General features: G+C 60.1%; 31 protein-coding genes. 19 read left to right on the top strand and 12 right to left on the bottom strand.

From position 1 onward, the window contains the following. Positions 1-21: 21 nt before the first annotated feature. The 4 genes from FCH38_RS04050 to FCH38_RS04035 all read right to left on the bottom strand — a co-directional run bounded on the left by FCH38_RS04050 (position 22) and on the right by FCH38_RS04035 (position 2,622). On the bottom strand, positions 22-510 hold the full coding sequence (locus tag FCH38_RS04050; RefSeq protein ID WP_003509304.1) for a GNAT family N-acetyltransferase: 489 nt from the start codon (positions 508-510) through the stop codon (positions 22-24). 194 nt (positions 511-704) lie between these two features. After that, a complete protein-coding gene (gene pip / locus FCH38_RS04045; RefSeq protein ID WP_174372903.1) occupies positions 705-1,640 on the bottom strand; it encodes a prolyl aminopeptidase in 936 nt (311 codons plus the stop codon). An 84-nt stretch (positions 1,641-1,724) separates the two neighbouring features. Continuing rightward, on the bottom strand, positions 1,725-2,138 hold the full coding sequence (locus FCH38_RS04040) for a MerR family transcriptional regulator (protein WP_035218370.1): 414 nt from the start codon (positions 2,136-2,138) through the stop codon (positions 1,725-1,727). A gap of 127 nt (positions 2,139-2,265) precedes the next feature. Beyond that, positions 2,266-2,622, bottom strand: a complete 357-nt coding sequence (locus FCH38_RS04035) for a hypothetical protein (RefSeq protein ID WP_174372902.1) — start codon at positions 2,620-2,622, stop codon at positions 2,266-2,268. A 127-nt stretch (positions 2,623-2,749) separates the two neighbouring features. Between FCH38_RS04035 and dmeR the strand changes: the two genes are divergently transcribed. Then, a complete protein-coding gene (gene dmeR, locus FCH38_RS04030) occupies positions 2,750-3,022 on the top strand; it encodes a Ni(II)/Co(II)-sensing transcriptional repressor DmeR (protein ID WP_003509296.1) in 273 nt (90 codons plus the stop codon). Positions 3,023-3,100: 78 nt separating this feature from the next. Continuing rightward, positions 3,101-4,108 carry a CDF family Co(II)/Ni(II) efflux transporter DmeF gene (gene dmeF / locus FCH38_RS04025; RefSeq protein ID WP_174372901.1) on the top strand — a complete coding sequence of 336 codons (1,008 nt, stop codon included), beginning with the start codon at positions 3,101-3,103 and terminating at the stop codon, positions 4,106-4,108. A 10-nt stretch (positions 4,109-4,118) separates the two neighbouring features. On the opposite strand, the gene FCH38_RS04020 is transcribed toward dmeF, so the two are convergent. The 4 genes from FCH38_RS04020 to FCH38_RS04005 form a co-directional block, all read right to left on the bottom strand. Further along, a complete protein-coding gene (locus FCH38_RS04020) occupies positions 4,119-4,406 on the bottom strand; it encodes a hypothetical protein (RefSeq protein WP_149898828.1) in 288 nt (95 codons plus the stop codon). A gap of 386 nt (positions 4,407-4,792) precedes the next feature. Next, entirely contained in the window at positions 4,793-5,926 is a 1,134-nt protein-coding gene (locus FCH38_RS04015; RefSeq protein ID WP_174372900.1) for a quaternary amine ABC transporter ATP-binding protein, read from the bottom strand. After that, complete coding sequence (locus tag FCH38_RS04010; protein ID WP_174372899.1) at positions 5,919-6,827, bottom strand: ABC transporter permease; 909 nt, start codon at positions 6,825-6,827, stop codon at positions 5,919-5,921. Before FCH38_RS04010 ends, FCH38_RS04015 begins: the two co-directional genes overlap by 8 nt. A gap of 254 nt (positions 6,828-7,081) precedes the next feature. Beyond that, entirely contained in the window at positions 7,082-8,092 is a 1,011-nt protein-coding gene (locus tag FCH38_RS04005; protein WP_174372898.1) for an ABC transporter substrate-binding protein, read from the bottom strand. 92 nt (positions 8,093-8,184) lie between these two features. Between FCH38_RS04005 and FCH38_RS23540 the strand changes: the two genes are divergently transcribed. Further along, positions 8,185-8,310 (top strand): hypothetical protein, encoded by a 126-nt coding sequence (locus FCH38_RS23540; protein ID WP_272872194.1) that lies wholly within the window; start codon positions 8,185-8,187, stop codon positions 8,308-8,310. A gap of 279 nt (positions 8,311-8,589) precedes the next feature. Here FCH38_RS23540 and FCH38_RS04000 read toward each other — a convergent pair whose 3' ends face one another. Continuing rightward, on the bottom strand, positions 8,590-10,689 hold the full coding sequence (locus FCH38_RS04000) for a S9 family peptidase (protein ID WP_174372897.1): 2,100 nt from the start codon (positions 10,687-10,689) through the stop codon (positions 8,590-8,592). 255 nt (positions 10,690-10,944) lie between these two features. Between FCH38_RS04000 and FCH38_RS03995 the strand changes: the two genes are divergently transcribed. From FCH38_RS03995 to FCH38_RS03980, 4 genes are all read left to right on the top strand, one after another. Further along, entirely contained in the window at positions 10,945-11,346 is a 402-nt protein-coding gene (locus FCH38_RS03995) for a DUF930 domain-containing protein (protein ID WP_149898834.1), read from the top strand. Positions 11,347-11,451: 105 nt separating this feature from the next. Then, the gene (locus tag FCH38_RS03990) at positions 11,452-12,360 is read left to right on the top strand and encodes a dihydrodipicolinate synthase family protein (RefSeq protein WP_174372896.1); all 909 of its coding nucleotides are present in this window, start codon (positions 11,452-11,454) and stop codon (positions 12,358-12,360) included. 62 nt (positions 12,361-12,422) lie between these two features. Then, positions 12,423-13,148, top strand: coding sequence for a polysaccharide deacetylase family protein (locus FCH38_RS03985; protein ID WP_174372895.1), 726 nt, complete (start codon positions 12,423-12,425; stop codon positions 13,146-13,148). 263 nt (positions 13,149-13,411) lie between these two features. Next, entirely contained in the window at positions 13,412-14,503 is a 1,092-nt protein-coding gene (locus FCH38_RS03980) for a bifunctional transcriptional activator/DNA repair enzyme AdaA (RefSeq protein WP_174372894.1), read from the top strand. A gap of 303 nt (positions 14,504-14,806) precedes the next feature. On the opposite strand, the gene FCH38_RS03975 is transcribed toward FCH38_RS03980, so the two are convergent. Next, positions 14,807-15,991 carry an AI-2E family transporter gene (locus tag FCH38_RS03975; protein ID WP_174372893.1) on the bottom strand — a complete coding sequence of 395 codons (1,185 nt, stop codon included), beginning with the start codon at positions 15,989-15,991 and terminating at the stop codon, positions 14,807-14,809. A gap of 86 nt (positions 15,992-16,077) precedes the next feature. Then, positions 16,078-16,938 (bottom strand): VOC family protein, encoded by an 861-nt coding sequence (locus FCH38_RS03970; protein WP_174372892.1) that lies wholly within the window; start codon positions 16,936-16,938, stop codon positions 16,078-16,080. Between FCH38_RS03970 and FCH38_RS03965 the strand changes: the two genes are divergently transcribed. From FCH38_RS03965 to FCH38_RS03945, 5 genes are all read left to right on the top strand, one after another. Beyond that, positions 16,921-17,169: a hypothetical protein gene (locus FCH38_RS03965; protein ID WP_174372891.1), complete on the top strand. Its 249-nt coding sequence runs from the start codon at positions 16,921-16,923 to the stop codon at positions 17,167-17,169. The two genes, FCH38_RS03970 and FCH38_RS03965, sit on opposite strands and share 18 nt — an antisense overlap. 48 nt (positions 17,170-17,217) lie before the next feature. Then, complete coding sequence (locus tag FCH38_RS03960; RefSeq protein ID WP_149898841.1) at positions 17,218-17,628, top strand: universal stress protein; 411 nt, start codon at positions 17,218-17,220, stop codon at positions 17,626-17,628. 60 nt (positions 17,629-17,688) lie between these two features. Then, positions 17,689-18,009: a TraR/DksA family transcriptional regulator gene (locus FCH38_RS03955; RefSeq protein WP_174372890.1), complete on the top strand. Its 321-nt coding sequence runs from the start codon at positions 17,689-17,691 to the stop codon at positions 18,007-18,009. Positions 18,010-18,339: 330 nt separating this feature from the next. Then, complete coding sequence (gene trhA, locus FCH38_RS03950) at positions 18,340-19,008, top strand: PAQR family membrane homeostasis protein TrhA (protein WP_149898843.1); 669 nt, start codon at positions 18,340-18,342, stop codon at positions 19,006-19,008. Between the two features lie 122 nt (positions 19,009-19,130). Continuing rightward, positions 19,131-19,637 carry a GNAT family N-acetyltransferase gene (locus tag FCH38_RS03945; protein ID WP_174372889.1) on the top strand — a complete coding sequence of 169 codons (507 nt, stop codon included), beginning with the start codon at positions 19,131-19,133 and terminating at the stop codon, positions 19,635-19,637. A gap of 208 nt (positions 19,638-19,845) precedes the next feature. Here FCH38_RS03945 and msrB read toward each other — a convergent pair whose 3' ends face one another. Continuing rightward, the gene (msrB, locus tag FCH38_RS03940; RefSeq protein ID WP_174372888.1) at positions 19,846-20,253 is read right to left on the bottom strand and encodes a peptide-methionine (R)-S-oxide reductase MsrB; all 408 of its coding nucleotides are present in this window, start codon (positions 20,251-20,253) and stop codon (positions 19,846-19,848) included. Between the two features lie 226 nt (positions 20,254-20,479). Here msrB and FCH38_RS03935 point away from each other — a divergent pair, with 226 nt between their 5' ends. Genes FCH38_RS03935 through mnhG form a run of 7 tightly spaced genes read left to right on the top strand, consistent with a single transcriptional unit; the run spans position 20,480 to position 26,425 of the window. Further along, on the top strand, positions 20,480-22,849 hold the full coding sequence (locus FCH38_RS03935; RefSeq protein WP_174372887.1) for a putative monovalent cation/H+ antiporter subunit A: 2,370 nt from the start codon (positions 20,480-20,482) through the stop codon (positions 22,847-22,849). Next, positions 22,846-23,265 carry a Na+/H+ antiporter subunit B gene (locus FCH38_RS03930; protein ID WP_149898847.1) on the top strand — a complete coding sequence of 140 codons (420 nt, stop codon included), beginning with the start codon at positions 22,846-22,848 and terminating at the stop codon, positions 23,263-23,265. The genes FCH38_RS03935 and FCH38_RS03930 overlap by 4 nt, the downstream gene beginning before the upstream one ends. Next, positions 23,265-23,642, top strand: coding sequence for a Na+/H+ antiporter subunit C (locus tag FCH38_RS03925; protein WP_142839358.1), 378 nt, complete (start codon positions 23,265-23,267; stop codon positions 23,640-23,642). Before FCH38_RS03930 ends, FCH38_RS03925 begins: the two co-directional genes overlap by 1 nt. 20 nt (positions 23,643-23,662) lie before the next feature. Beyond that, positions 23,663-25,237, top strand: a complete 1,575-nt coding sequence (locus tag FCH38_RS03920) for a Na+/H+ antiporter subunit D (RefSeq protein WP_174372886.1) — start codon at positions 23,663-23,665, stop codon at positions 25,235-25,237. After that, the gene (locus FCH38_RS03915) at positions 25,234-25,713 is read left to right on the top strand and encodes a Na+/H+ antiporter subunit E (RefSeq protein ID WP_149898849.1); all 480 of its coding nucleotides are present in this window, start codon (positions 25,234-25,236) and stop codon (positions 25,711-25,713) included. The genes FCH38_RS03920 and FCH38_RS03915 overlap by 4 nt, the downstream gene beginning before the upstream one ends. Next, a complete protein-coding gene (locus tag FCH38_RS03910; RefSeq protein WP_174372885.1) occupies positions 25,710-26,096 on the top strand; it encodes a cation:proton antiporter in 387 nt (128 codons plus the stop codon). The genes FCH38_RS03915 and FCH38_RS03910 overlap by 4 nt, the downstream gene beginning before the upstream one ends. After that, positions 26,093-26,425 carry a monovalent cation/H(+) antiporter subunit G gene (gene mnhG, locus FCH38_RS03905; RefSeq protein WP_174372884.1) on the top strand — a complete coding sequence of 111 codons (333 nt, stop codon included), beginning with the start codon at positions 26,093-26,095 and terminating at the stop codon, positions 26,423-26,425. Before FCH38_RS03910 ends, mnhG begins: the two co-directional genes overlap by 4 nt. The last annotated feature ends 391 nt before the right edge of the window (positions 26,426-26,816 follow it).

Here is a 26,816-nt window from a genome sequence, read left to right as displayed (position 1 = left end):
GGCCGTCTCCGTCGGTTTTGATCAGGCGATGGACTGCATGTAGCGCATGCCGGTGACCGGACGTGGCGCGAAATCCATGTTTTCGTAGAAACGATGCGCCGCCACATTCCCGGTCGTGGCGCTGACGGACAGATAGTCGCAACCCAGCCGCTTGGCGATATCGCGGGCACGGGAAACCAGATGCTGGCCCGTGCCGTGGCCGCGATGGCCGTCACGCACGAAGAGATGGTGCAATTCAAGCCCGCGTCGGCCTTCCTGCGCCCTGTAGAGCGGCAGAAGCAGCGCGTAGCCGATCAGCGCGCCATCGGCTTCGGCGACGAGACCATGCACCCAGGGCAGGGGGCCGAACAGGTCGCGCTCAAGCTTGGCCGGCGTGATTGCCGCCGCATCGCCGTGGTAGGAGGCAAGCAGCGTGATCATCTCGTTAAGCTCGGGCAGATCGGTCTTGCGCGCGCCGCGAATGATGACGACGGGCGGTCTTTCCAGTGTAAGGGAGCTATCTTCGGTCATTTTTTCGGTCCTTTGGTCTTATTGGTGCCGTCAGGACGTTTGAAAACAACAAAGCCGCCTGACGGCGGCTTGTTGACAATATGATCTGTCGAGCCGCCCTTAAAGGTAGGCCCAAAAGTACGAGCAGGAGATGGGTGCGCGTTCGTTGATCATGTCATTGCAATGCGCCCGAATCCGTAATCTGTCAAGCGGCTTCAATTTGCAAATCGTGCGATCGCCGAAACAATCGCATCCTCCATCCCCGCATCACTGGTGGAATGCCCGGCTCCACCTATGGCGATCAGCTGGCTTCCCGGCCATGCGGCGGCAAGCTCGTAAGCGGTGACGGGTGGTCCCTGCAGGTCGCGCATGCCCTGGATGAGCATGCCGGGGATGCCCGCCAGCACGCCGGCATTGCGCAGAAGCACGCCGTCCTCCAGCCAGGCCGCATGGTGGAAATAATGGGCGCAGAGGCGGGCGCGGGTCAGAATATAGTCGGCATCACGCCATTTTTCTGGAAAGTCCGCGCTGGACTCCGCGCTGATCGAACCCGCCTCCCACAAATGCCATTCAAGCGCCGCCATCCGGCGGATGACCGGGTCAGGATCGTTCAAAAGCTGGAGATACGCGCCGACGGGATCTTCCTTCGCCAGGTGATCCGGGATAGCCGCGATGAAGCGCTGCCATTGCTGCGGCAGGAACATCGCCAGCCCCTTGTAAAGCCAGTCGATTTCCTTTTGCCGCGTGGTGGTGACACCCGCCAGAACCATGGCGCGCACATGCCGAGGGTGGCGCTGGGCATAGGCAAGCGCAAGCGTGGAACCCCATGATGTTCCGAACACCAGCCAGTCATCGACGCCAAGCGCCGTACGAATGGCCTCCATGTCGTCGATCAGATGCTGTGTGGTGTTGTGCTCGAGGCTGACGGCGGCATTCGGCGTGCTTTGCCCGCATCCGCGTTGGTCGAACTGGATGATTCGGTAACGCTCAGGATCGAAATAACGCCGCGCCGTGGCCGATATTCCGGAGCCGGGGCCGCCATGCAGCAGGATCGCGGCCTGTCCCGCCGGGTTGCCCGAAATCGTCACATGCAGCCTGTGGCCTTCGGAAACATCGATGAAAACTGTGTCGAAGGGAGAGATTTCGGGCATCCGGCAGGTCTTTTTGAAAGAGATGGGACGCGCATATATCGTGCGGGTGACAACTGGATGTCACCATCTCGATCCGTCGGCGTCTCAATGCTCGCCTTCGCACATGCCGTGGTCGGAAAGCGCGCGGATGACGTAACAATCCTCGATGGAATGGCCGTGGCAATGGGAGACGATGCGCTCCAGCTCGTGTTCGAGCTTCTTCAGGCTGGCGATCTTTTCGCGGACATGGGCGAGGTGTTCGGCGGCGATACGGTCCGCCCCCTCGCACGGCATTTGCCGGTGCTGGCTGAGCGCGATGAGTTCGCGAATGGCATCGATGTTCAGACCTATATCACGGGCATGGCGGATAAAGGCCAGCCTTTCGAGGTCGGTTTTTTCGTAACGGCGCTGGTTACCTTCCGAACGGTCCGCCTCGCGGATGAGGCCCATCTGCTCATAATAGCGGATCGTCGGCACCTTGACGCCGGTACGCTTGGACAGTTCACCGATGGACAGCATGCTTTCTCCATATTTCTGGCGCAGCGGCAACAGAGCGGGGTATTTCCGCCGCTCATGGTCCGATGCTCTAGTCTCTAGAGATATGGCTTTTCAGCCCGTTGTTCAATGGCTTTCAGGTCAATGGGTGTCAGGCGGCGTCGTCCACACCGAGCGCCTGAGCCAGCGCTTTCACAACTTCTGCCTCGAGGCTGGATGTGGCTTCAGGCTGGGCGGAGGATGCGGCCATCTCCAGCACGGGCGTAGCTGTGGTGGAGGCGCGGCTGTCGAGGTTCCACAATGCGGCGGCAAGGCCGGCCGACACGCTGGCGGCGGCCGGTGCGACCGCGGTGGCGACGCTCTCGGCGCTCGAGATGGCGCGGTGTGCGGCGCGGGTCAACTCCAGCAGGGCTTCGGTGGTGGAGTGGGTTTCCCTGTTTTTCGTCGGCTCAAGGGTCCGGACCGGAGAAGCATAATAGCTGGTGGTGGTTGCTGCGATAGTCGTCATGACTGAGTCCCCAAGTTCTGATGGAGCATTTTTAGGGGCCGAAACATTCGCGAGGATTGCGTCACGCAGGACTTGAACGAAAAATCAACGCAATATAGTATACCCCCCTATACTATATGAGGTGCTTATGTCCCATACGATCCGCAACAAGGAGAAGCTTCTGGCCCGCATCCGCCGCCTGAAAGGGCAGATGGAGGCGGTGGAGCGTGCGCTTGATGACGCCAAGCCCTGCGGCGAGGTGCTGCAATTGCTGGCTTCGGTGCGCGGCGCGCTATCCGGTTTGACGGGAGAGGTGATGCAGGAGCACCTGCACGAACATGTGGTGCACGCCGAAAATGAAGACGAGCGGGCACGGGCGGCGGAAGAGCTGGCCCAGGTGCTGAAGACCTACATCCGCTAGCAAGCCCTCCAAAGTGTCCGCTTTGGGAAAAAGCCATGCGTGGAACGACTACCTTGAAGATCGAACAGGATAAGCGACATGACGACGACATCCGAATTCCCTGCCGCGACCGGCCACGACCATGTTTTTCTCGGCCAGAACCATGAGCGCAATGAAAAGCGCGTGTGGATGGTCATCGCGCTGACTACCGTGATGATGGTGGCAGAGATTGTCGCCGGCAACTGGTTCGGCTCCATGGCATTGACGGCAGATGGCTGGCACATGTCCACCCATGCGGGCGCGATGCTGATTTCGGCGCTGGCCTATCTTTATGCCCGGCGCGAGGCGCGCAACCCGCGCTTCACTTTCGGCACCGGCAAGTTCGGTGATCTCGCAGGCTTCGCCAGCGCCATTGTGCTGGCGGTGGTGGCGCTGCTGATCGCCGTTGAAAGCGCGATGCGGCTTTTCAATCCGGTGCAGATCGACTTCAATCAGGCGATCCTCGTCGCCGTCATCGGTCTTGCCGTCAATCTCGTCAGCGCCGTGCTTTTGAAAGATGACCATCATCATGATCATGGGCATGGACACGGCTCGCATGCCCATCACGGCCATGGCAGCCACGCCCATCACGACCACGGCTCGCACGCGCATCATGGAGACCATGGTGCAGCAAAAGGCGGCAGGGACAATAATCTGCGCGCCGCCTATCTGCATGTGCTGGCGGATGCGTTGACCTCGGTTCTTGCCATCGTCGCGCTACTGCTCGGCAAATGGAACGGCTGGTCTTTCCTTGATCCGGCAATGGGCATCGTTGGCGGTCTGGTCATCGCCCGCTGGTCATGGGGTCTGGTGCGCTCAACGGCGACAACCCTGCTCGATGCCGTGCCGCAGACCGAAGATCTGCCGCAGGAAATCCGTGAAAGCGTTGAGACGGAAGAGGACCGCATCACCGACCTGCATGTCTGGCAGGTGGGGCCGGGCCATCACGCCGCCATCGTGGCGATCCAGTCGCAGGCGCCGAAAGCGCCGGCTTTCTACAAGCAGAAACTTGCCGCCATACATGAACTGTCACATGTGACAGTGGAGGTCAGCCCGGCAAGGGCCTGAGAAGAATCGCCTATTCGTATTCGGAATAGGCGCTGCGCACCCACTCGGCCTGCGCTTCCGCCTTGTCCTCGGCGGAAGCGGCCGCCGGCGTGTCCTGATAGGCCGGCGCGTTGCCATTCCCCACGGCCCACAGCACATTTGCCAGCGATTGCGAAAGAATGGTGCTGGAAACGGTGGGGTTGCCCGGGCCGCGTTTGACGGCCTGCTCCTCCGGCGTGCTCTGCGCGCTGCCGGTTTTTTCGATCTCGCGGATACGTCCCTGATAATTGTATCCGCCGATATTGCTTTCGATCTGCATGTCGGTGATTCCGCGTTCAAAAGTTAACGAAGGGTTAACGGCGGCGACTTGCCTGAAACTTGCGCTTGCTGCGTTGCAATGACGTTCCCAGCTTGACAGGCGGTGAAGTGGTGCTTCGTTTTTGCGGGAAGGGGATAGGGTGGTGGCGGGAAGGCTGGATTGCCGGCCTCCACACATTCGGCATCATCCTCGGGCTTGCCCCGAGGATCTGCAACGTATTGATTTTATTCAACGTGATTGGATCCTCGGCACAGGGCGGAGGATGATGTCGAGAGAATTCGCACCCTTCGTCACTCCTGAAGGGGTCTTCGGCCTGCCCGGAAATTTAAACCGGACAGCAGTGGGACAAGCCCAAGGATGACGGAAACGATGTCAGGATAGCCTGATTACGCCGTTTCCTTCTCCACCGGCAAAACCGCCTCCCGCACCTTCGCGGTCTCCTCCACGGCCTCAGCCTCCTGCGGCACGGGCGTTGCCTCAACCGTCGCGTCCGGCTCCTGCGCAGCGGGTGTCACCATGGCCGCCACCAGCGTGTCGAGGCCGATCGAACCGACCGGCTTGCCGTCCTCGTCCACCACATGCGCCTGAGTCTCGTTGGCCTCCGACATATCGCGGGCGATGGTTTCCAGCGTCGCGCTTTCCGGCACGGACATGCCCTGCGGCTTGCTGTCCAACGGCTCCATGACCGTGGTGGCCTGAAGCACGCGGCTGCGATTGACGTCGCGCACGAAGTCGGTGACGTAGCCATCGGCAGGGGAGAGAATGATGCTCTGGCCATCACCCTGCTGCACCACTTCGCCGTCCTTCAGAATAGCGATGTGGTCACCCAGCCGCAAAGCCTCGTCGAGATCGTGGGTGATGAACACCACGGTCTTCTTCAGCTCCTGCTGCAAATCGAGCAGCATGGTCTGCATATCGACGCGGATCAGCGGATCGAGCGCCGAATAGGCTTCATCCATCAGCAGAATATCGGCGTCATTGGCAAGTGCGCGGGCAAGGCCAACGCGCTGCTGCATGCCGCCGGAAAGCTGGTTCGGATAATAATCCTCGTAGCCGGAAAGGCCGACCCGCTCCAGCCAGTAACGGCCCTTTTCTTCGCTTTCCTTGCGCGGCACGCCCTGGATATCGAGACCGTAGACGCTGTTTTCCAGCACGGTGCGGTGCGGCAAAAGGCCGAATTTCTGAAACACCATCGCCGTCTTGAGGCGGCGGAATTTCCTGAGCGCCGAGGTGCTCATGCCGCAAATGTCGTCGCCGTCATAGAGAACCTCACCGGCGGTCGGGTCGATCAGCCGGTTGATGTGGCGGATCAGCGTCGACTTGCCGGAGCCGGAAAGGCCCATGACGACGGTAATCTTGCCGCCCGGCATGGTGATGTTGATGTTGTTGAGACCGAGAACGTGGTTGTGTTTGTCGTTCAGCTCCACCTTGTCCATGCCGGATCGCACCGCTTCGAGATATTTCTCGGGATGCTTGCCGAAGATCTTGTAAAGGTTGCGGATTTCGATGCTTTTAGCCATGGGAGACCTCGCGGTATTTCTGCAGGCGCTTGCCGAAAGCCTGGCTTGCCCTGTCGAACATGATGGCGATGGCGACCAGAGCGAAACCGTTCAGGAAGCCCACCGTGAAGAACTGGTTGTTGATGGCTTGCAGCACATTCTTGCCAAGCCCGCCGACGCCGACCATGGAGGCGACGACGACCATGGCGAGCGCCATCATGATGGTCTGGTTGATGCCGGTCATGATGGTGGGTAGCGCCAGGGGCAACTGCACGTTGAACAGCTTCTGGCCATTGGAGGAGCCGAAGGCATCGGCCGCCTCAAGCACTTCGCGGTCCACGAGGCGAATGCCGAGGCTGGTCAGACGGATGACCGGCGGAATGGCATAGATCACCACCGCAATCAGGCCCGGTACCTTGCCGATGCCGAAAATCACCACCACGGGGATGAGATAAACGAAGCTTGGCAGGGTCTGCATCACGTCGAGCACGGGGTTGATGAGGCGCTGCAACCGTTCGGAGCGTCCCATCAGGATGCCGAGTGGCAGGCCGATGACGATGGCGATCAGCGTGGCGATGGCGACGATGGAAAGCGTCGTCATGGCGTCTCGCCAGAGGCCGACCGCGCCGATCATGAGGAGCGAGATGGCAGTGCCGCCGGTGATCTTGAAGCTGCGCCCGGCCAGATGCACGATGGCGAGAATAACCAGCATCGTCACGATCCACGGGGTCTGGATGAACAGCCGCTCCGAGGCGTTGAGAAAGAGTTGCAGCGGATGCACGATCACATCGATCGCATCGCCGTAATTGCGCACGATGTCGCGAAAACCATCGTCGATGGTTTTGCGTGCCACACGCATCGTGCCGTTGTCGATGGCCGGGAACTTGCAGAGCAGGTCCGGCAGGTAATTGCAGAGGGCCATTATTGTTGTTTTCCCTTTGGGTTTTGGGGATGGGGGGAGGTTGGAGTGCGCGGGCACCCCCCTCTGTCCTGCCGGACATCTCCCCCACAAGGGGGGAGATCGACCTGCGGCAAAGTCTCGCCCATCAAACACGTTGCGGATTTGTGAGAAGGGTGCGCCCAGCCGATCTCCCTCCTTGTGGGGGAGATGCCCGGCAGGGCAGAGGGGGGTAAAGCCACGGATACCAACCGAAACTTTCCCCTCCCATCAACCAATCACATCGAAGCCTTGATCTTCTCCGCCACCTCGGCCGGAACCCACTTCGTCCAGATTTCCTCATGATTTTCGAGGAAATACTCCGCCCCATCCTCGTTGGTGCCCTGGTTTTCATCCATCCAGGCAAGGATTTCGGCGACCATCTTGTTGTCCCAGTTGCGGGCCTTCAGATAATCCATCGTCACACCGGCCTTGCCTTCGAAATCCTTGGTGATGACGGTGAAGACATCGGCCACCGGATAGGCGTTGACCTTGGGATCGGCGCAATCGACCTTGGCCGTGCACTCGTCGAAATGGGCGCGGTCAAGCTCAACGCCGTCATCCAGCTTCACCATCTCGTATTTGCCGAGAATGGCGGTGGGTGACCAGTAATAGCCGAGCCAGCCCTGCTTCTTTTCGAACGCATTGGCGATCGAGCCGTCGAGGCCGGCGGCCGAGCCGGTATCGACGAGGGTAAAGCCCTTTTTGTCGCCTTCGCGCGCCTTGTAGAGATTGGTAGTCGTCACCTGGCAGTTCCAGCCGGAGGGGCAATTATGCACGGCGCCCTTGCTGGCGTCTTCCGGAGCGGGGAAGAGCTCGGGATGTTTCAGCGCATCCTCGACGGTCTTGATATCGGGGTGTTCGTCGGCGATGAATTTCGGGATCCACCAGCCTTCGATGCCGCCTTCGGAAAGGATTTTCGATGCTTCGATCAGCCGGCCGTCCTTGACGGCAGCGTCGAGCGGCTCGCGCACGGCGTTCACCCACAATTCGGGCGCCATATCAGGCTGGCCCTTGTCGTTCATGGAGGCGAAGGTCGGCATGGTATCGCCGCTGACGACATTGACCGTGCAGTCATAGCCATTTTCCATGATGAACTTGTCGACGTAAGCCGCGACACCGGCGGATGCCCAGTTCATTTCGGCGATGGAGATGCTGCCGCACTCTTCGGCGGCATTGGCGGAATTTGCTGCACCGGCAGCGATGATAAAGCCCGTTACGAGAATGGTCGAGGCGAGGAGTTTCTTCATGTGTAAGACCCCCAAGTCTGATGCAGTGTTTTCAATTGGCAAAGCGGGAGCACTGCAAAGCCCGGATTGCCAAGGGCGAACTGACATGGCGCGTGAAAAAAGCCGAAAAAATCCGGCATCAAGAATATCCGCAAGACGTGCTGCAGGATTGCCGCGGGAAGGGCGGCGAAAAGGCGCATGAATATGTCAACGACCGGCATAATACGGCCAAAAAGTGATATTGCAACGCGAAATGGCGCATCGCAGCCATGCGTTCGATTTTCGGAACATTTCTCCATGTCGTGTAATACATGGGAGTTATTTGGATTTATGAGAGATATATTTTTAGTTGCAGTATCTGGAAATAAAAATTTACTAGTGGCGAAAGTTGCATTTATAGAAAAGACGCAGTCGAGATTTTGTGGAAAAAATATTCGTAAAGAAGTTTTTTATGGGTATTTTCGTCTCAGATGCAGTCGGGCGGCGATTGAATCGCCGCCCTTTTTGCAATCAGGGTCTCACACGGCGTCTTTGCCCGCCACCTTCAGCGCGAAGGCATATTCGAAGGCAATCTCCTCCAGCCGCTGGAAACGGCCCGACTTGCCGCCATGGCCCGCCGCCATGTTGGTCTTGAGCAGGATCGGGGCTTCTCCAGTGGTTTTCTCGCGCAGTTTCGCCACCCATTTGGTCGGTTCCCAATAGGTCACGCGCGGATCGGTGAGGCCGGAAAGCGCCAGCAGCGGCGGATAGGGTTTGTTCCCGACATTGTCATAGGGGCTGTAGGCGGCGATCCAGCCATATTCCTCTGCCGATTCCAGCGGATTGCCCCATTCGGGCCATTCCGGCGGGGTGAGCGGTAACGTGTCGTCAAGCATGGTGGTCAGCACGTCCACGAAGGGAACGGCGGCGATGATGCCGGCGAATTTCTCCGGCGCCATGTTGGCCACAGCCCCCATCAGCATGCCGCCGGCCGAACCGCCTTCGGCGATGATGCCGGCGTAAGAGGTGAAACCTTCCTGAACCAGATGATCGGCAGCGGCGATGAAGTCTTTGAAAGTGTTCTGCTTGTCTTCCATCTTGCCGGTTTCGTACCACTCGAAACCCTTGTCCTTGCCGCCGCGAATATGGGCGATGGCATAGATGAAACCACGGTCGGCGAGCGACAGCGTGGTGGTGGAGAAAGAAGCGGGAATGCTGATGCCGTAAGCGCCATAACCATAAAGCAGGCAGGGGGCGGAACCATCAAGCGCCACATCCTTGCGGTAAAGCAGGGAGACCGGCACCAGCTCACCATCATGGGCGGGGGCCATGATGCGGCGGGTGATGTAATCATCCGGATTGTGGCCCGATGGTACTTCCTGCGTCTTCAGAAGCGTGCGCTCTCGCGTCACCATGTCGTAGTCGAACAGCTGGCTCGGCGTCGTCATCGAGGAATAGGAGAAGCGGATGACGTCGGTGTCGTATTCCGCCGCACCATGCAGGCCGAGCGAATAGGCCTCTTCGGCAAAGGCGATGGAATGTTCCTCGCCCGTGCGACGATCGCGGATGACGATGCGCGGCAGGCCGTCGCGGCGCTCAAGCCAGATCAGGTGGCGGGCATAGGCATCGACGGAAAGAATGAGACGGCCCGGCTCGTGCGGCACGGTCTCTTTCCAGTTTTCCTTGCCCGGTGCGGTGACCGGCGCTTCCACAATGCGGAAATCCTTGGCGTCGCCGTCATTGGTGAGGATGTAGAAAACGTCGCCGCCCTCGCACATCGAATATTCGATGCCCTCTTCGCGCTCCGCCACCACCGCAGGTTCGGCCATCAGATCCTTGGTGGAAAGCAGCCGGTATTCGCTGGTTTCGTGGTCATGAATGTCGATGAAGATGAAATCGTCGAGAACAGACGCGCCGACGCCCATGAAGAAGCCGGGGTCTTTTTCCTCGTAAACCAGCCGGTCGGCCGATTGCGGCTCGCCGATGATATGGTGGAAGACCTTGGAGGGACGGTGGTTCTCGTCCTGCAGCGTATAAAAGAAGCTCTTGCCATCAGGCGCCCATGCGCCGCCGCCACCGGTGTTTTCCACGATGTCCGCAAGGTCTTCACCGGTTTCGAGGTTGCGGATGCGCAGGGTGAAATATTCCGAGCCCTTGTCGTCATAACCCCAGATGCCGTGGCTGTGATCGGAGGACTGGTCGAGACCGGCCAGACGGAAATAATCCTTGCCTTCCGCTTCCTTGTCGCCGTTCAACAGTACGTGTTTTTCGCCCCCATCACGCGGGGTGCGGAAATAATGCGGCTGCTCGCCGCCGGTCACGAACAATGTCCCGTAAGCATAAGGCCCGTCATTCACAGGCACGGAGGAATCATCCTGCTTGATGCGGCCCTTCATTTCTTCGAACAGCTTTTCCTGAAGCGCCTTGGTGTCGCCCATGGCCGCTTCCATATAGGCGTTCTCGGCCTCCAGATGGGTGCGGATGGCCGGGTCGAGCAGGGTAGGGTCCTTGAACATGGCCTGCCAGTTGTCGGCCCGGAACCATGCATAGTCGTCGGTGCGGGTAATGCCGTGATGCGTGTCCTGAACGGGCCGTTTTTCGGCGGTCGGGGCGGCGGGCAGGTTTTTGAAAATCGGCAAGGGAAACTCGCTTTCGTATGAAAAATCCGTGGTCGCTACCAAGGTGCGGCACCAAGATGTAGAGTGACCCTCCCGGCCGATCAAGTTTCAAATCTCCACAGATGAAATGAGGCTTCGGCACAATTTCGTCGGCTTTCGATCACATTTTGGCAATATCTGGCAAATCGGCGATGATGCGCGGCGGTTGCCGGCCGGACGTCCTCTGCTCGAAACAGACCAAAAGACAAGAACAAACGAAAAAACTGACAGGATCCCATGCGAAAGCTTCTTCCCGCTGCCCTATCTGCCTTTTTCCTTGGCTTGCAGGCCTTCACCCCCGCTTTCGCGATCGACGCCAGCGTCATGCGGCAGCTGAATGCGCTTGCCCCGGAGGAGCGTCTCGAGCAGCGCTGTGATATCGAGGCGATGGAAAGGATAGCGACGGAGCAGAAGGGCATGCGGCCCGACAAGGTCATCGCCTATACCTTTGGTGATCCTGAGGTTGGCAAGAACTCCATCAAGGCGCCGGGTGCGGTCTTCAGAAGTTCCGGCGAATGGTACAAGCTCAAATACAAGTGCCAGCTGAAGAGCGACAGCCTCAGCATCCAGACCTTTGATTACCGCGTTGGCGACAGGATTCCCGAAGAGCAGTGGAAGAAGTTGTATCTTTATGACTAAGCAAGGATTTTTTCGGTTGCGGGCAGGGGTTTAGCCGCCACTTTTCTTGCCGCTCCGCCACTGGCTCTGTAACCCTGCTTGCCGATCAAAGCGAGGGAGACGGGCATGGCGACACGATTCAAGGGACTTTCGGCTTTTCCGATCACGCCGGCCGATGAGGCCGGGCGGGTGGACACGCAGGCCTTCTCCGCCCTGATCGAACGGCTGGATGCGGCGGCGGTCGATTCCGTCGGCGTTCTCGGCAGCACCGGCATCTACATGTACCTCACGCGGGAAGAGAGACGCCGCGCCATCGAGGCGGCAGCTGCGGTCCTCAAGGGCAAGCGCATATTGATGGCCGGCGTCGGCGCCTTGCGCACCGATGAGGCGGTGGCGCTGGCCAGGGATGCGGAAGCCGCCGGCGCCGATGCCCTGTTGCTGGCGCCCGTCTCCTACACGCCGCTGACGCAGGAAGAGGCCTATCACCATTTCGCCGCCGTGGCCGGCGCAACGGCCCTGCCGCTTGCCATCTACAACAACCCGACGACCACCCGCTTTACCTTCAGCGACGAACTTCTGGTGCGGCTTGCCTATATCCCGAATATTCGCGCCATAAAGATGCCGCTGCCGGCCGATTCCGATTATGCGGGTGAGCTCGCGCGGCTGAGGCCGAAGCTGTCGGATGATTTCGCCATTGGTTACAGCGGTGACTGGGGCTGCGCCGAGGCCACGCTTGCCGGCGGCGACACCTGGTACAGTGTGGTTGCCGGCCTGCTGCCGGTTGCAGCCCTGCAATTGATGCGGGCGGCTCAGGCCAAGAATGCGGAAGAGGCAAAGAGGATCGATGCCGCTTTCCAGCCGCTCTGGGCGCTGTTCAAGGAATTCGGCAGCATCCGCGTGGTTTACGCCGCGGCCAACATCCTGCAATTGACGGCGTGCGAACCGCCCCGGCCGATCCTGCCGCTCACCAGCGCGGAACGACAGCGGGTGGAAGAGGCGCTGGAAGCCCTGTCCGCGCTGGAAACCGCGCCATAATTCGGGCGCTTTGCGGGCGAATTGCCACGGGATTATACGCTACTACACTGCGGAAAACGAAAATGATGCGTCGCGTCCTCCTTGCTGTCTTGTTTGCCTCCGCCGCGTCGGCCGCGTTCGCGGGCACCGGCCTTGTCGAGCCGACGCTGAAAATGACGCCGCGACATGACGGCAACGTGCGGGTGGCGATGACGCTTGATGCCTGCATGGGCAAGACCGATCACCGCATCCTCGATACGCTGGTGAAGGAGCGCATTCCAGCAACGATCTTCGTCACCGCCCGCTGGTTAAAACACAATGGCGAGGCGCTCGCCGTGCTTACGGCGCATCCAGACCTGTTCGAGATCGAAAACCACGGCGAAAACCACGTGCCGGCGGTGGATAAGCCGGTGTCCATTTACGGCATCACCGCTGCCGGTTCGGAAGCGGCGGTCGAGCAGGAAGTGGAAGGCGGCCGCCAGGCGATCGTCGCTGCCACCGGTCTCCAGCCGCAATGGTTCCGTGGGGCGACGGCCAAATACACCAAGTCCTCCATGGCCACCATCAACCGGCTCGGCATGCGGGTGGCCGGTTATTCCGTCAATGGCGATGGCGGCTCGCTGCTGGGGGCGGCCATGACAGCAAAACACATCGCCTCCGCAAAGGATGGCGATGTCATCATCTCCCACATCAACCAGCCCACCCATGAGGCGGGCGAGGGCGTGGTAAAAGGCCTTCTGGCGCTGAAGGCCCGCGGCGTGGTGTTTACGAGGCTGGACGACCCATCTTTTTCGCCGCCGGGGAATTAATCCAAAAGGTTGCCTCTCGTTTCTTCTCCCCGCGGGGGAGAAGATGGCCCGAAGGGTCAGATGAGGGGGCAAGTTCTCCGCATATCTCTACCGTAGCCCCCTCATCCGGCGCTGCGCGCCACCTTCTCCCCGGCGGGGAGAAGAAATGGGCGGCACCCGCTCACTCCGGTGGCGATGTTTCTCCCCGAAGAAACAAGATACATCCCCACATCCACGCCCGTTTTTCGGCGGCGCGGACCAGAAAATTGCGCTAGCATCCTCCCATGATGCTGTTCAAACGCCCCGACACCGAAACGCTGTATTCCGCCCTTGTGAACAAGGACCCCGCCTATGAAGGCGTGGCCTATGTCTGCGTGACCTCGACCAAGATCTTTTGCCGCTTCACCTGCACGGCGCGAAAACCGAAGATCGAAAATTGCCGGTTCCGCGAGACCATCGCCGAATGCCTTGAGGCGGGTTTTCGCCCCTGCAAGCGCTGCAAGCCGATGTTGTCCTATGGCGCTCCGGACGAGACCGTCACCTCGCTTCTGACGGCGCTGGAAAACGAACCGGCGCGGCGTTGGTGCGAGGAGGATGTGGTGGCGCTGGGACACGATCCCTCCACCGTGCGCCGCACCTTCAAGCGTCGTTTTGGCATGAGCTTTCTGGAAATCGCCCGGCTGCGCCGGCTCGGAGACGCGGCGACGAGCCTTGCCTCGGGCGAGGCGGTGATTGGCGCGCAGATCGATGCGGGTTACGAATCCGGCAGCGGCTTTCGCTCGGCGATCAACCAGTTCTTCGGCACATCGCCCGTCGCCATGAAGGGCAAGGGGTTTTTGAAGGGTGACTGGATCGATACGCCGATCGGCCCGATGCTGGTCGTTGCCGACGATCATGTCCTGCATCTGCTTGAATTCGCCGACCGGCCGGCCCTTCCGGCCGAGCTGAAGCGGCTGAAGGCCCGCACCGGCGCGGATATGGTGCTGGGCCGCACCGCGGTGACCGGCCAGATCGCGGCGGAACTTGCCGCCTATTTCGCCGGCAGTTCGGCTGCCTTCGAAACCCGGCTCGCCGGCCACGGCACGCCCTTCGAGCGCGATGTCTGGCGCAACCTGCGGGAAATTCCGGTGGGTGAGATCGTCAGCTATTCCTCGCTGGCAACCAGCATGGACAGGTCATCCGCCGTGCGCGCCGTGGCCCGCGCCAATGGCGCCAACCAGATTGCGATCGTCGTGCCCTGCCATCGGGTGCTGGGGGCGGATGGCAGCCTGACCGGTTATGGTGGAGGCCTGTGGCGGAAGAAATGGCTGATCGAGCATGAGCGCCGCATGGCGGGCGCGCAGGGGGAGGGGCAGAGAATGCCGCTCGCTTCCTGAGGTTCTTGGCTGTTGGATTTTGGGGGGCATTTAGTTGAGCGGGGTGTGTGGGGCTTTACCCCCTCTGCCCTGCCGGGCATCTCCCCCACAAGGAGGGAGATAGGCAAGACGCTCTTCCACCACCTCATACTCTAACGTCGAGATGAACGAGACACAGCCGCGAATCGATCTCCCCCCTTGTGGGGGAGATGCCCGGCAGGGCAGAGGGGGGTAAACCACATGCGCCCTCCGCCCGCCGTCAACTGACATCCCCTTAAACCCACATCTGGAGCGGTTTCGCTTTTCCAGCCAGAAAACCGCCGCTCAATCCGGCAATTTGGGAACCACCTTGCGCGAAGGAAACAGTTCTCGCGTCACCGTCATGGCAATCAGCGACAGCGGCAGCGCCAGCATGGCGCCGGCCGCCCCCCACATCCACGTCCAGAAGATGATCATCACGAAGACGAGGAACGGGTTGATCTCCATGTTGCGGCCTACGACAGCCGGAAAGGCGAGGTTTTCCATCAACAGGTGAATGGTGAAGAAGATCGCCGCCGGCATAAGCGCCAGAATCATGTTGTCATGCGTGATGATGCCGGCCACCGTCAGCGATATCGTCATGGCGGTGATGCCGAGAAACGGCACGAAGCTGGAGAGAAAGGCGAACAGCCCCCAGAGGAGCGGCATGGCCAACCCGCCCAAATAGGCGATAACCACCATCGTCACGCCAAGCCCGGCATAGATCAGCGCTGCCGTGGCGAAATAGGTGCCAAGCACTTCTTCCACCGAGCCGATGATGCGGATGGTTCTGAGCCGCTGGTGGCGGGCCGGAAAGGCCATGATGATCGCCTTGCGCAGCCGCAGCCGGCTATAGAGAAACATCAGCAGCGCGGCGAGGAAGATCAGCCCCTGAATGACGGCGGGCGTGATGTTGGCGCCGAGCACGGAAATGATTTCGCCGCTGCGCGAAATCAGCGATTCCATCGACATCGACCCCATGCTGAAACTCGCCGCCGAAATATTCAGCCATCTGAGACTTTGCAGATAGGGCAGGAAGCGGTCGATGCTGCGCTCCACCAGCGCCGGCCCTTCCGAAGCGAGCAGGGAAAGCGGCTCGCTCAGCGAATTGACCACGAAGAACATCACCGCCGCCACGAGCGTGGAGAGAATGAGCGCGACGCCGAAACCGGGAATGCCATAGGAGCCGAGTTTTTCGGCGGCGATGCCAAGGATCATGCCGACCACGATGGCCATCACCACGGGGATGAGGATGAGCGACAATTCGTGAATGACCGCCATCAGCATGATGAGGAAGATGCCGATCACCGACCAGGCGACAACGACATCAAGCGCTTCGCGGCCGAGCGGCTGCTGGCTGCGCGCATCGTCGCGGCGTGAACCGGAGGCGGGGGTTTCCAGCGGATCGGCCCTTGCCGCCGGCGCGGCTGCGGTGCTGGCCACGTGATGGCCCAAAATACCGGTTTTGTCCGGTCTGGCATTTTCATTCATCGAACGGTCCCCCAATAAGGGGACAAACGTTCGAAAAATATGGCGGTTCCGGGGCGGCGCAAATTTTTGGCCGCCCCGTTTTATGTTTATGCGGAAAGCTTTAGTCCGATGCCCCATGGGTCTTTCAAAACGATGCCATCGCTTTGCCGCTCGGTCGCGATTTCCAGTCGATCGAGCGCGGCGGCAGCCTTTTCGAGTGCTTCAGGCTCGTTGAATTTCAGCGAGTAACCGGCAAGCCCCGTCATATTGTCCTTGCGCGCCGCAGCACCCCGGCTGTTCCAGATATTGGCGGCCACATGGTGGTGATAGGCCCCGGAGCCGAAGAAGCTGGCGCCCGGATACCGCGCCATGATGTTCAGCCCCAGCACGTCCTGATAAAATTCATCCGCCTGCGGAATATTGCCGACCTGCAGATGAATATGGCCGATGGCCGTTCCCTCCGCCGCACCGGCAAAAGCGGTTTTCGGTGCGCTGTCATAAAGTGCCTGAAGATTGAGGGCGAGGGTAGCCATCTCCACCGTGCCATCAGGCTGGTAGGTCCATTCCGACGGCTGCCGGTCGCGATAGACCTCGATACCGTTGCCTTCGGGGTCGGCGAGATAGATCGCCTCGCTGACCAGATGGTCGGATGCGCCCTGAAGCTGGACGTTGTTATGCGCCGCATGGGCCAGCCATTGCGCCAGATCATCGCGGCTCGGCATCAGAAAGGCGGTGTGGAACAGGCCGGCGGCATTGCGCGGCGCGCGTTCCGCCGTGTTGGAGGTGGAAAGTGTCAAGAGCGGCTGGCCATTCACGCCCAGAACCTCGCCGCTTTTGCTCTTTTCAAGCACCGAAAGGCCGATGATCTTCTGGTAGAAATCCGAAACGCGCGGCAGATCGTGGACGACGAGATGAGCCTGCCCGACATAGGCCGGCCGCGTCAGGGCGAATTGTTTGATTTCACTCATCATAATCTCCATATTGAATATGACGCGCCGGAAAGCGGATCGGCGGTCACCGGCATTGGCCGACGCCGCTTTGCGGCGTTTGTCTGTGGTGAATATGGGCGGATTTTGTCGTTCAGCAAAGATCGCCTTATGGCGATTGACCGTTCACTATTTGTTGACAAAGCCCTGTTGCTAGACCGGCACAGCCTTGACTTCGATCAAGGCGGACCAAGCGATGGCAGGGAAATATGAGCTTGAGCACGACACGCGAAACGGCGGAATAAGCCAAAGGAGACAGCCATGTACAAGAAGATCATCGTACCGGTAGACCTCAGCGCCACCGACAAGGGGGAAAAAATCCTTGAAAAGGCCAAGGCGCTGCTGGACGCCGATGGCGAGATCGTCCTCATCAATGTGGTTGAGGAACTGCCCGGCTACATGGCGATCGACCTGCCCGTCGATCTTATTGAAAACGCCATCAAGGATGCCAAGACGAAGCTTGCGGACCTCAAGGCGAAGAGCGGCTTCAAGGGCAGTCAGGAAATTCGCAGCGGTGCGCCTGCGCGCGAAATCATCGCCGCCGCCGAGCAACACAAGGCGGACCTCATCATCATCGCGTCGCATACGCCGGATTTCAGCAATTATTTCATCGGCGCCACCGCCGACCGCGTGGTGCGCCACGCCAAATGTTCGGTGCTGATCGACCGGTAAGAGCGGCCATAAAAAGGGTTGCGGGCGAATGGCCGCCCGCACCGGCTGGAGGAAAACACCATGAATGTCGAGAGTTACGAGAAAATCCTGCGCGACCGCCAGCGTGAGCTTTATCGCCGCCTGCACCGCATCGAGGCCGATTTCGAACAGCCGCGTAATCCCGATGACGAGGAGCGCGCCACTGAGCGCAACAATGACGAGGTGCTGGATGAGATGGGGCAGGTGGGGCAGGACGAGCTGCGCGCCATCGACGCAGCGCTCGACCGCATCACCAGGGGCACCTTCGGCACCTGCGTCAAATGCGGCAAGGCGATTTCGGAGGACCGTTTGAAGGCGGTGCCCTATACGCCGTTCTGTCAGGAATGTGCTGCGGCTTTGTGATACGCAACTGAAAAGGGCCGCGAGGTCGCCGCGCGTTTCTTCTCCCCGCCGGGGAGAAGGTGGCCCGAAGGGTCGGATGAGGGGGCAACGCCAGCGATTAACCGCACGCTTGCCCCCTCATCCCGCTGCCGCGGACTTCTCCCCCTCGGGGAGAAGAAGCAGGCGGCAACCGCTCGCTCCATCGGCGATTGCTATTGCCGCAGAACGACCCGCACCTCTCCTTTCGCAACAGCCTCGAACGCAATTTGATCGACGTTAACCGGCTGCTGTCTTGTTCCTGTCTAATATTGTCTCCATGCTTTGATGGAAGCACGCAGACGGGAATGGACTATGAGTGATTTGTGGCGGTTCGGGCGCAAATATGATTTTCACGAGATTGTCGCAGATGGCATCGTCCATGGCGTCGGCATTGTTTTTGCGCTGGTCGGCGCCACGGCGCTGATTTTTTACGCCACCGTCTGGGGTACGCTGAGCGCGATTGCGGCCGCGTGGATTTATGGTTTCGGTCTGGTTGCCTGTCTTTCCGTGTCCTTCACTTACAATATCTGGCCGCATTCCCGAGTAAAATGGTTCCTGCGCCGGCTGGATCATTCGGCGATCTTCATCCTGATTGCCGCCACCTATACGCCCTTCCTGATGCGCGGCATCAACGATCCGCTGATCGCCACCATGCTGGGGTTGATCTGGCTCACCGCGCTTTGTGGTATCTTCCTCAAATGTGTCTTCCCCGGCCGATACGACCGGGTGGCCATCGGCCTTTATCTCGCCATGGGCTGGAGCGGCATCATGGTGGTAGAGCCCCTGTCGTCGCATCTCGCTCCCGTCACACTCTGGCTGATCGTCGCCGGCGGCGTCATCTATTCGCTTGGCGTGATCTTCCATGTCTGGGAAAAACTGCGCTTCCAGAATGCCATCTGGCACGGTTTCGTCGTCACCGCCGCCGCCATTCATTATTTTGCCGTGGTCACCGCTTTCAGCCTTGTTCCGCTGGCGTCCTGAACAGTCTCCCCCTATCACGCCGCAGACACTGGACAGGCCGCGGCGTCATCGCTTAAGGCTCGTGGGGATCGCGACCGCAACCATGCCGGCGCGTATTCCACAATGAGCGAGGGCGAAGGATAATGACCGTGGAACTGCGTGACGCGACCGTGGATGATCTCTCCGGCATCATGGAGATTTACAATGATGCGGTCGTCAATACGACGGCGATCTGGAACGAGGTGCTGGTCGATCTGGAAAATCGCAAGGAGTGGTTCGCTGCGCGCAAGGCGCGGGGCTTTCCGGTCATCGTCGCCATCCTTGACGGCAAGGTTGCCGGCTACGCATCCTATGGCGACTGGCGCGCCTTCGACGGTTACCGCCACACCCGCGAACATTCGGTCTATGTGCACAAGGACGCGCGCGGCCACGGCATCGGCAAGCGGCTGATGCAGGCGCTGATCGACCACGCTTCCGGCAATGACGTGCATGTGCTGATCGCCGCCATCGAAGCGGAAAACACCGCTTCCATCCGCCTGCACGAAAGCCTCGGTTTTAAGGTTGTCGGAAGGTTTTCGGAAGTCGGCGCCAAGTTCGGCCGCTGGCTGGATTTGACGTGTATGGAGCTGAAGCTCTCAGCTGAAAGCTGAAGGCCACCTGTATATCGAGCGGGTGCCGCGTTGTTCTTCTCCCCGCCGGGGAGAAGTCCGCGGCAGCGGGATGAGGGGGCAAGCTCTCCGAATTCCGGCAACGCTACCCCCTCATCCGACCCTTCGGGCCACCTTCTCCCCCTCGGGGAGAAGAAACAAGCGGCACCGTTTTGATCCACATACGGTCGAGTGAGAGACTCTCAGCCCCTCAAACCGGCTCGAACACCATCGAATGGCCGTTGATGCAGTAACGGAGGCCGGTCGGCTTCGGCCCGTCCGGAAAAACGTGGCCGAGGTGGCCGCCGCAATTGGTGCAGCGGATTTCGGTACGCACCATGCCGTGGCTGGCGTCGCGCAGTTCCGTCACCGCGTCGGGTTTGATCGGCTCGAAATAGCTCGGCCAGCCGCAGCCGGCATCGAACTTGGTGTCGGAGAGAAACAGCGGTTCGTCACAGGCGGCGCAGCGGTAGAGGCCTTTTTCGGTCGAGTTCCAATAGGGACCGGTGAAAGGGCGCTCCGTGCCGTGCTCGCGCAGAATGTGATATTGCTCCGGCGTCAGTTGTTCACGCCAGTCGGCATCGCTCTTGTTGACTTTGGGGGGCGTCAGATCGCTCATGGAATGATCCTTTCTGTTCCTGCCAGAAATAGTCATCGCCGCCACGGATTGAAAGAGGGCAGACCGTCATAACGCGTTCGTTATGAGCCGGGAGTGTCGATTTGGGTTGAGATGCCTTTAGCTATGCCTTAACTGAAAAAATCGATTTAAAGAGAACGCCAGTCATTGGCGCGCAGGGTGGGGGACACCCCAGGCAGATGTGTGGGGGACACCCCGGGAGATGTGAATGACACCAGATGTCACGCCGCTGACATTCCTGTCGCTGTTTCTGCCGTTTATGGCAGCACTCGCCGCACCGGTGCTGGTGAAGAAGTTGGGGCACAATGCCGCTTGGGTGCTGGCGCTTGCGCCGGGGCTGGCCTTTGTCCATTTCGCGCTGATGCTGCCTGACATTGCGGCGGGCGGTGTGGTGACGGGCGGTTACGCCTGGGTGCCGAGCTTCAATCTCAGCTTCTCCTGGTTCATTGATGGCCTGTCGCTCACCTTCGCGCTGCTGATCACCGGTATCGGCCTGCTGATCGTGCTTTATGCCGGCGGTTACATGAAGGGCCATCCCCAGCAGGGCCGCTTCCTGTCCTTCCTGCTTCTGTTCATGGGGGCGATGCTGGGCGTCGTGGTCTCAGACAGCCTGCTGATGCTGTTCGTTTTCTGGGAACTGACCTCCATCACCTCGTTCCTGCTGATCGGCTTCGATCACGAGCGTGCCGCCTCGCGCCGCGCTGCCCTGCAGGCGCTGGTGGTGACGGGTGGCGGCGGTTTGCTGCTGCTTGCCGGGCTGATCTTCATCTGGGACATCAGCGGCATGACGCAGCTGTCGATGCTGGTGCGCGGCGGCGACATATTGCGCGATAGCCCGTTTTATCTCGCCGCACTGCTTCTGGTCCTCGGCGGCGCCTTCACCAAATCGGCGCAGTTTCCCTTCCATTTCTGGCTGCCGAACGCCATGGAAGCACCGACACCGGTTTCGGCCTATCTGCATTCGGCAACCATGGTGAAGGCCGGCGTCTATCTGCTGATGCGTCTCAACCCGGTTCTCGGAGACACGGCCGCCTGGCAGATTCTGCTGCCCTTCTTCGGCGGGCTGACGATGCTCACCGGTGCGCTACTGGCCGTGCGCCAGACCGATCTGAAGCTGATGCTCGCATATACCACCGTTTCGTCGCTCGGCCTTCTGGTGATGCTCACCGGCTTCGGTTCGGACCATGCCATTGAAGCCGCGGTGCTTTATCTGGTGGCGCATTCGCTGTTCAAGGGCGCGCTGTTCATGGTCGCCGGCATCATCGACCACGAGACCGGTACGCGCGATGTCACGAAGCTTGGCGGCTTGCGCAAGGCCATGCCAATCACCTTTGCAGCGGCGCTGGCCGCAGCGATTTCCATGGCCGGCCTGCCGCCGTTTTTCGGCTTTCTCGCCAAGGAAGAGATTTATTACGCGCTGGCGCATGGCAATCCGCGCGCCGTGCTGTTCACCGGCATCGCCATTCTCGGCAATGCGCTGATGTTCGCCGTCGCCTTTGCGGTGGGGCTGAAACCCTTCCTCGGCAAGCCGGTGAAAACCCCAAAACACGCGCATGAGGGGCCGCTGCTGCTCTGGCTCGGCCCGGCGCTGCTGGCGCTGAAGGGGCTGACCATCGCTCTCTTTTCCGGCATCGCGCATTTCTACATCTCCATCCCCATGGCAAGCGCCATTGCCGGTGAGCCGCGTCCGGTGGAAATCTCGCTCATTCCCCATATCGGCGTGCCGCTCGGCCTTTCGCTGCTCACGGTCGCGCTCGGTATCGTCCTTTATACGCAGCTTGTCCCGCTCCGCGGCCTGATGGACCGCACGTTCAAGGCGCTGGGAGCCGGGCCGGACAGGGGTTTCGATGTCTTCATCGACACTCTGGTGAAAATCTCCTTCCACGTCACGCGGCTCATTCAGCCCGGCCGGCTGGAATTTTATGTCACCGCCACCTTCGCCGTTATCGCCGCCGTGCTGCTTGTGCCGCTATTTCTTTACGGCGAACTTCCGGCGATGCCCTCTTGGCCGCACGATATGCAGATCCATGAACTGACCTTCATCGCCATTGCGGTGGTGGGGCTTCTTGCAGTGCTGACGGCATCGAGCCGGCTCACCGCCATCATCGCGCTTGGCATTCAGGGCTTTGCCGTGGCGGTCATTTTCCTGCTGTTCGGCGCGCCTGATCTGTCGTTTACGCAGTTCATGGTCGAGACGCTGTCGGTGGTCATTCTGACGCTGGTCATGACGCGGCTTCGCCTGTCGCCGTCGGACCATCGCGGGCTTGGCCAGAAGCTCCTGGACAGCACCATCGCCATTGCCTGCGGAACCGGCTTTGCCCTGTTCCTGATGCGGGCGACGGAGGCGAGCTTCGACAACCGCCTGACGGACTTCTACAATACCTATTCCAAGGTCATCGCCCACGGCGCCAATGTCGTGAACGTCATCATCGTCGATTTCCGCGGTACGGATACGCTGGGCGAAATCGCGGTGGTGATGATCACCGGCCTTGCCATCCTCGCGCTCATCCGCATCCGCCCGGCCGCCGCCGTCAAGGGACCGGCGAAAACGGCGAAAAAGACGGGAGCACGGGCATGAATACGTTGATCCTGCGCACCGTCGCCCCAGTTGTCACCAGCCTCATGGTGCTGTTTTCCATCTTCGTGCTGCTGCGAGGCCATAACGAGCCGGGCGGCGGTTTCATTGGCGGATTGGTCGCGGTCTCGGCGCTGGCAATCTATGGCATCGCTTATGGTGTGGCGGCGGTCAGACGCGCCATCGTGTTTCATCCGCTCGCCATCGCCGGAGCAGGGTTGCTGATGGCGATGTTGTCCGGTGTCGTGTCGATGGCCGCAGGCGTGCCCTTCATGACCGGGCTCTGGGTCTATCCGAGCCTGTTCGGCGTCGAGGTGCCGCTTTCCACCGTCATGTCCTTCGATATCGGCGTTTACCTCGTCGTGGTCGGCGCCATCACCTCCATTGCGCTGGCACTGGAAGAAAGGGAAAGCGACTGATGGAAGCGGTCTTCTCCATTCTCGTCGGCATCTTCTTTTCGGTGGCGATCTATCTCATGCTGTCGCGACACAGCATCCGCATGCTGCTCGGCATCGCCATTCTCGGTAATGCGGTCAATCTGTTGCTGTTCACCGCCGGCAGGCTGACGCGCGAAGTACCGGCGATCATCCCGGCCGGCATGGATACGCTGCCGGCGGGTGCTGCCAATCCGCTGCCGCAGGCACTGATCCTCACGGCAATCGTCATTTCCTTTTCCTTCTTCTGTTTCCTTCTGGTGCTGACCTGGCGTGCGTTCCAGGAATTGCAGACCGACGACACGGACGAAATGCGCACCGCAGAACCGGCCGGCGAGCCTATGCCGCCGCTCGGTTATTGAGCGGGCAGGGCTTCAGACACATGGCTTCATCCACCCCTTCCGCAGTTACCGATCTTTCCGCAGCACTCGTCATGGCGCCCGTGCCGCTGTCCGACTGGGTGATCATCCTGCCGGTCGCGCTCTGCATCGGCGCGGGCGCGGTGCTGATGATGATGCGCCACGCCATTCGCCACCATGCCGCCGTTGCCATCGCGGCGCTCTTCCTGCTCGTGGTGCTCAATGCAGCACTTTTGTGGAAGGTCGCGACGCAAGGCCCGTTCACCATGGTGATGGGCCGCTGGCTGCCGCCTTTCGGTATCGCCTTTACTGCTGATCTCACCGGCGCGCTGCTGTCGCTTGCTGCTGCCATCGTAGCGCTTGCGGGCGCCATCCATGCCGCCGGCGATATCGATGCCAGCGGCAGGCGCTACGGTTTTTATCCGTTCCTGATGCTGCTGATGGCGGGTGTCACCGGTGCCTTTCTGACGGGCGATCTGTTCAACCTCTATGTCTGGTTCGAGGTGCTGCTGATCTCGTCCTTCGGTCTCATCGTGCTCGGCTCGACGCGCGAACAGATCGACGGGGCGTTGAAATACGCCATCTTGAACCTTATCGGCACCACGCTGTTCCTGATCACGGTCGGTTATCTCTATGCCATCTTTGGCACGCTCAACATGGCCGATATCGCGCTGAAGGCGAACGTCCTGCGCGGCACCGCGCCGCTGATGACGCTCGCCAGCCTCTTCGCGCTCGCCTTCGCCATGAAGGCGGCGGCCTTTCCGGTGAATTTCTGGTTGCCCGCCTCCTATCACACGCCACGCATCGTCGTGTCCGCCCTGTTCGGCGGCCTGCTGACCAAGGTCGGCATCTATTCGCTGCTGCGCGTCATGGTCATGCTGTTTCCGGTCGAGCGTGAGGAACTGAGCATCGTCATCGCCATCTCGGCGGCCCTGACCATGGTGCTGGGGGCGATGGGCGCACTCGCCCAGAACGACATCCGCCGCATGCTCGGTTACATCGTCATTTCAGGCATCGGCTACATGATGGCCGGCATCGCCATCGGCACGCCGTCGGGCGTGTCGGGCGCGATCTTTTACGCGCTGCATTCCATGGTGCTGATGACGGCGCTTTATCTTGCCGCCGGCCATGCCGCCCGCCTCGGCGGCGGCTTTAGTCTGACGGCGCTGAGTGGCCTTTACCGGCAGGCCCCATGGTTTTCGGCGCTGGCGCTGGCGCTGTTTTTCGCCGGTTCCGGCCTGCCGCCTTTTTCCGGCTTCTGGCCGAAGGCGGTGCTGGTCAAATCGGCGATCGATATCGGCGCATGGTGGCTCGCCGCCGCCATTCTCGTTTCAGGTTTCATCGCTACCATCGCCTTCGGACGGATTTTCCTTTTGTGTTTCTGGCGCCCGGCGACGTCGGCAAGCCAGCCGCCATCACCGGCACCGCCCTCTCAGGCGCTGCCCTCCGTCGTACCGCTGGTCGGACTGACCTTGCTGGTGGTATTTTTCGGCCTGTTTCCGGAAAGCCTGCTCAGTCTCAGCCAGCAGGCAGCAGTGGGGCTGGGTGATCCCCAGGCCTATATCCAGTCGGTCTTTCCCGAGGGAGGCAAACCATGAGCCTCTATATCGTCCTGTCGATGTTCCTCGCCATCTGGCTTGCCATAACCGGCAGCGTCACGCCGGCGAATATCGTCTTCGGCGTCATCGTCTCGGCACTGGCGCTCGGGCTTATCCGCCATCAGATGCCCAGGGGCAACAATCACTGGCTGCGGCTGACGCGGATACTGTCGCTCGTGCTGCTGTTCTTCAAGGAACTGGCGCTGTCGGCCTGGAAGGTGGCGGTGCTGGTGACGCGGCCGAAGCTCGACGTGCAGCCCGGCATCTTCGCCTATCCGTTGACGGTGACGACGGACTTCCAGATCACGCTGCTCGCCAATCTCATCACGCTCACCCCCGGCACGCTGTCGGTCGATGTATCCGAGGATAGAAAGACGCTCTACGTCCACGCCATCGATTGCAGCGATATCGAAGCCGCGAGGAACGACATCCGCAACGGCTTTGAAAAAAAGATCATGGAGGCGTTTCAGCAATGACGCCGGAACAAATAGTTTCATTTGCAACTATACTTGCCTCGGTTGTACTCTCGGCAGCCTTCCTGCTGACAGTATATCGTGTTGTCATCGGGCCGACTCTGCCGGACCGGATCGTCGCGCTCGACATGCTGGTCGGTATCGCCATCGGCTTCATCGCGGTCATCGCCATCCGCACCGGCTTCACCCTTTATGTCGATATCGCGATTGCGCTCGGGCTTGTCGGTTTTCTGGCAACGGTGGCCTTTGCCCGTTTCGTGTTGGCGCGCGGCGCAGACGGCGGGCGAAAGTCGAAGGCGGTGCTGGATGGCGAAAGGGTGTCGGAAGACATTGAAAAAACGTCAAAAAATCAGAAGGTTGGCGGAAAAATAAAGGGCGGAAAATGATCGGCTGGCTTGTTGCTATCCTCGTTGCGGCGCTGACGGTCTCGGGAGCCGCCTTTTCACTGATCGCCGCAATCGGGCTCAATCGCCTGCCTGATGTCTATACCCGCATGCATGCGGCCTCCAAGGCGGGGACGGTGGGGTCCGGGCTGCTGCTTCTGGCCGTGGGCATTCATTCCATGGATATGGCGACGCTGGCACGGGCACTCGCCGGTTTCTTCTTCTTCATTCTGACAGCACCGGTCTCGGCGCATCTTCTTGCCATGGCCGCGCATAAGGCAGGTTATCCGCTTCATGTTAAATCGGTAGTTGATGACCTCAAGAAAATTTGAAGTTGAAATTCCCCCCAATAATAGGGGGTGTTCATTTTCAATTGCTACTTGGCATAGTATTTTATTACCCGTAATTTTTTGTATTGCGATTAGACTGTTTTGAACTGAAAAATTCATAATAGGAATTTGACTTTTGCTGTTTTGCTGTTATCCAAATTAAGTGTAAAGTTGCTAATCGCGATTTGCATCTAGCCTCTTCATAGTCGGCATAGACATTTTATTAATGTCTAATCTATGGTCCATCAGACCATTGCTGCCCATGTCGCGGGCCATAAGTTGAATCTCGGATCAATACGTTTCCGGTTTTCGCTTGAAATCTAGGGGTAGATTTCACGTTGGTTTCAACAAGGCGAAGGTGGGGCACCGGGTAACTTCACATCGCTCGAAGCGG

Origin of the sequence: Agrobacterium tumefaciens, from assembly GCF_013337285.1 — a bacterium.
In the GTDB taxonomy this organism is placed as follows: domain Bacteria; phylum Pseudomonadota; class Alphaproteobacteria; order Rhizobiales; family Rhizobiaceae; genus Agrobacterium; species Agrobacterium burrii.
Note: the sequence above shows the minus strand (reverse complement) of the source record. Positions and strands in the feature narration are given on the sequence as shown.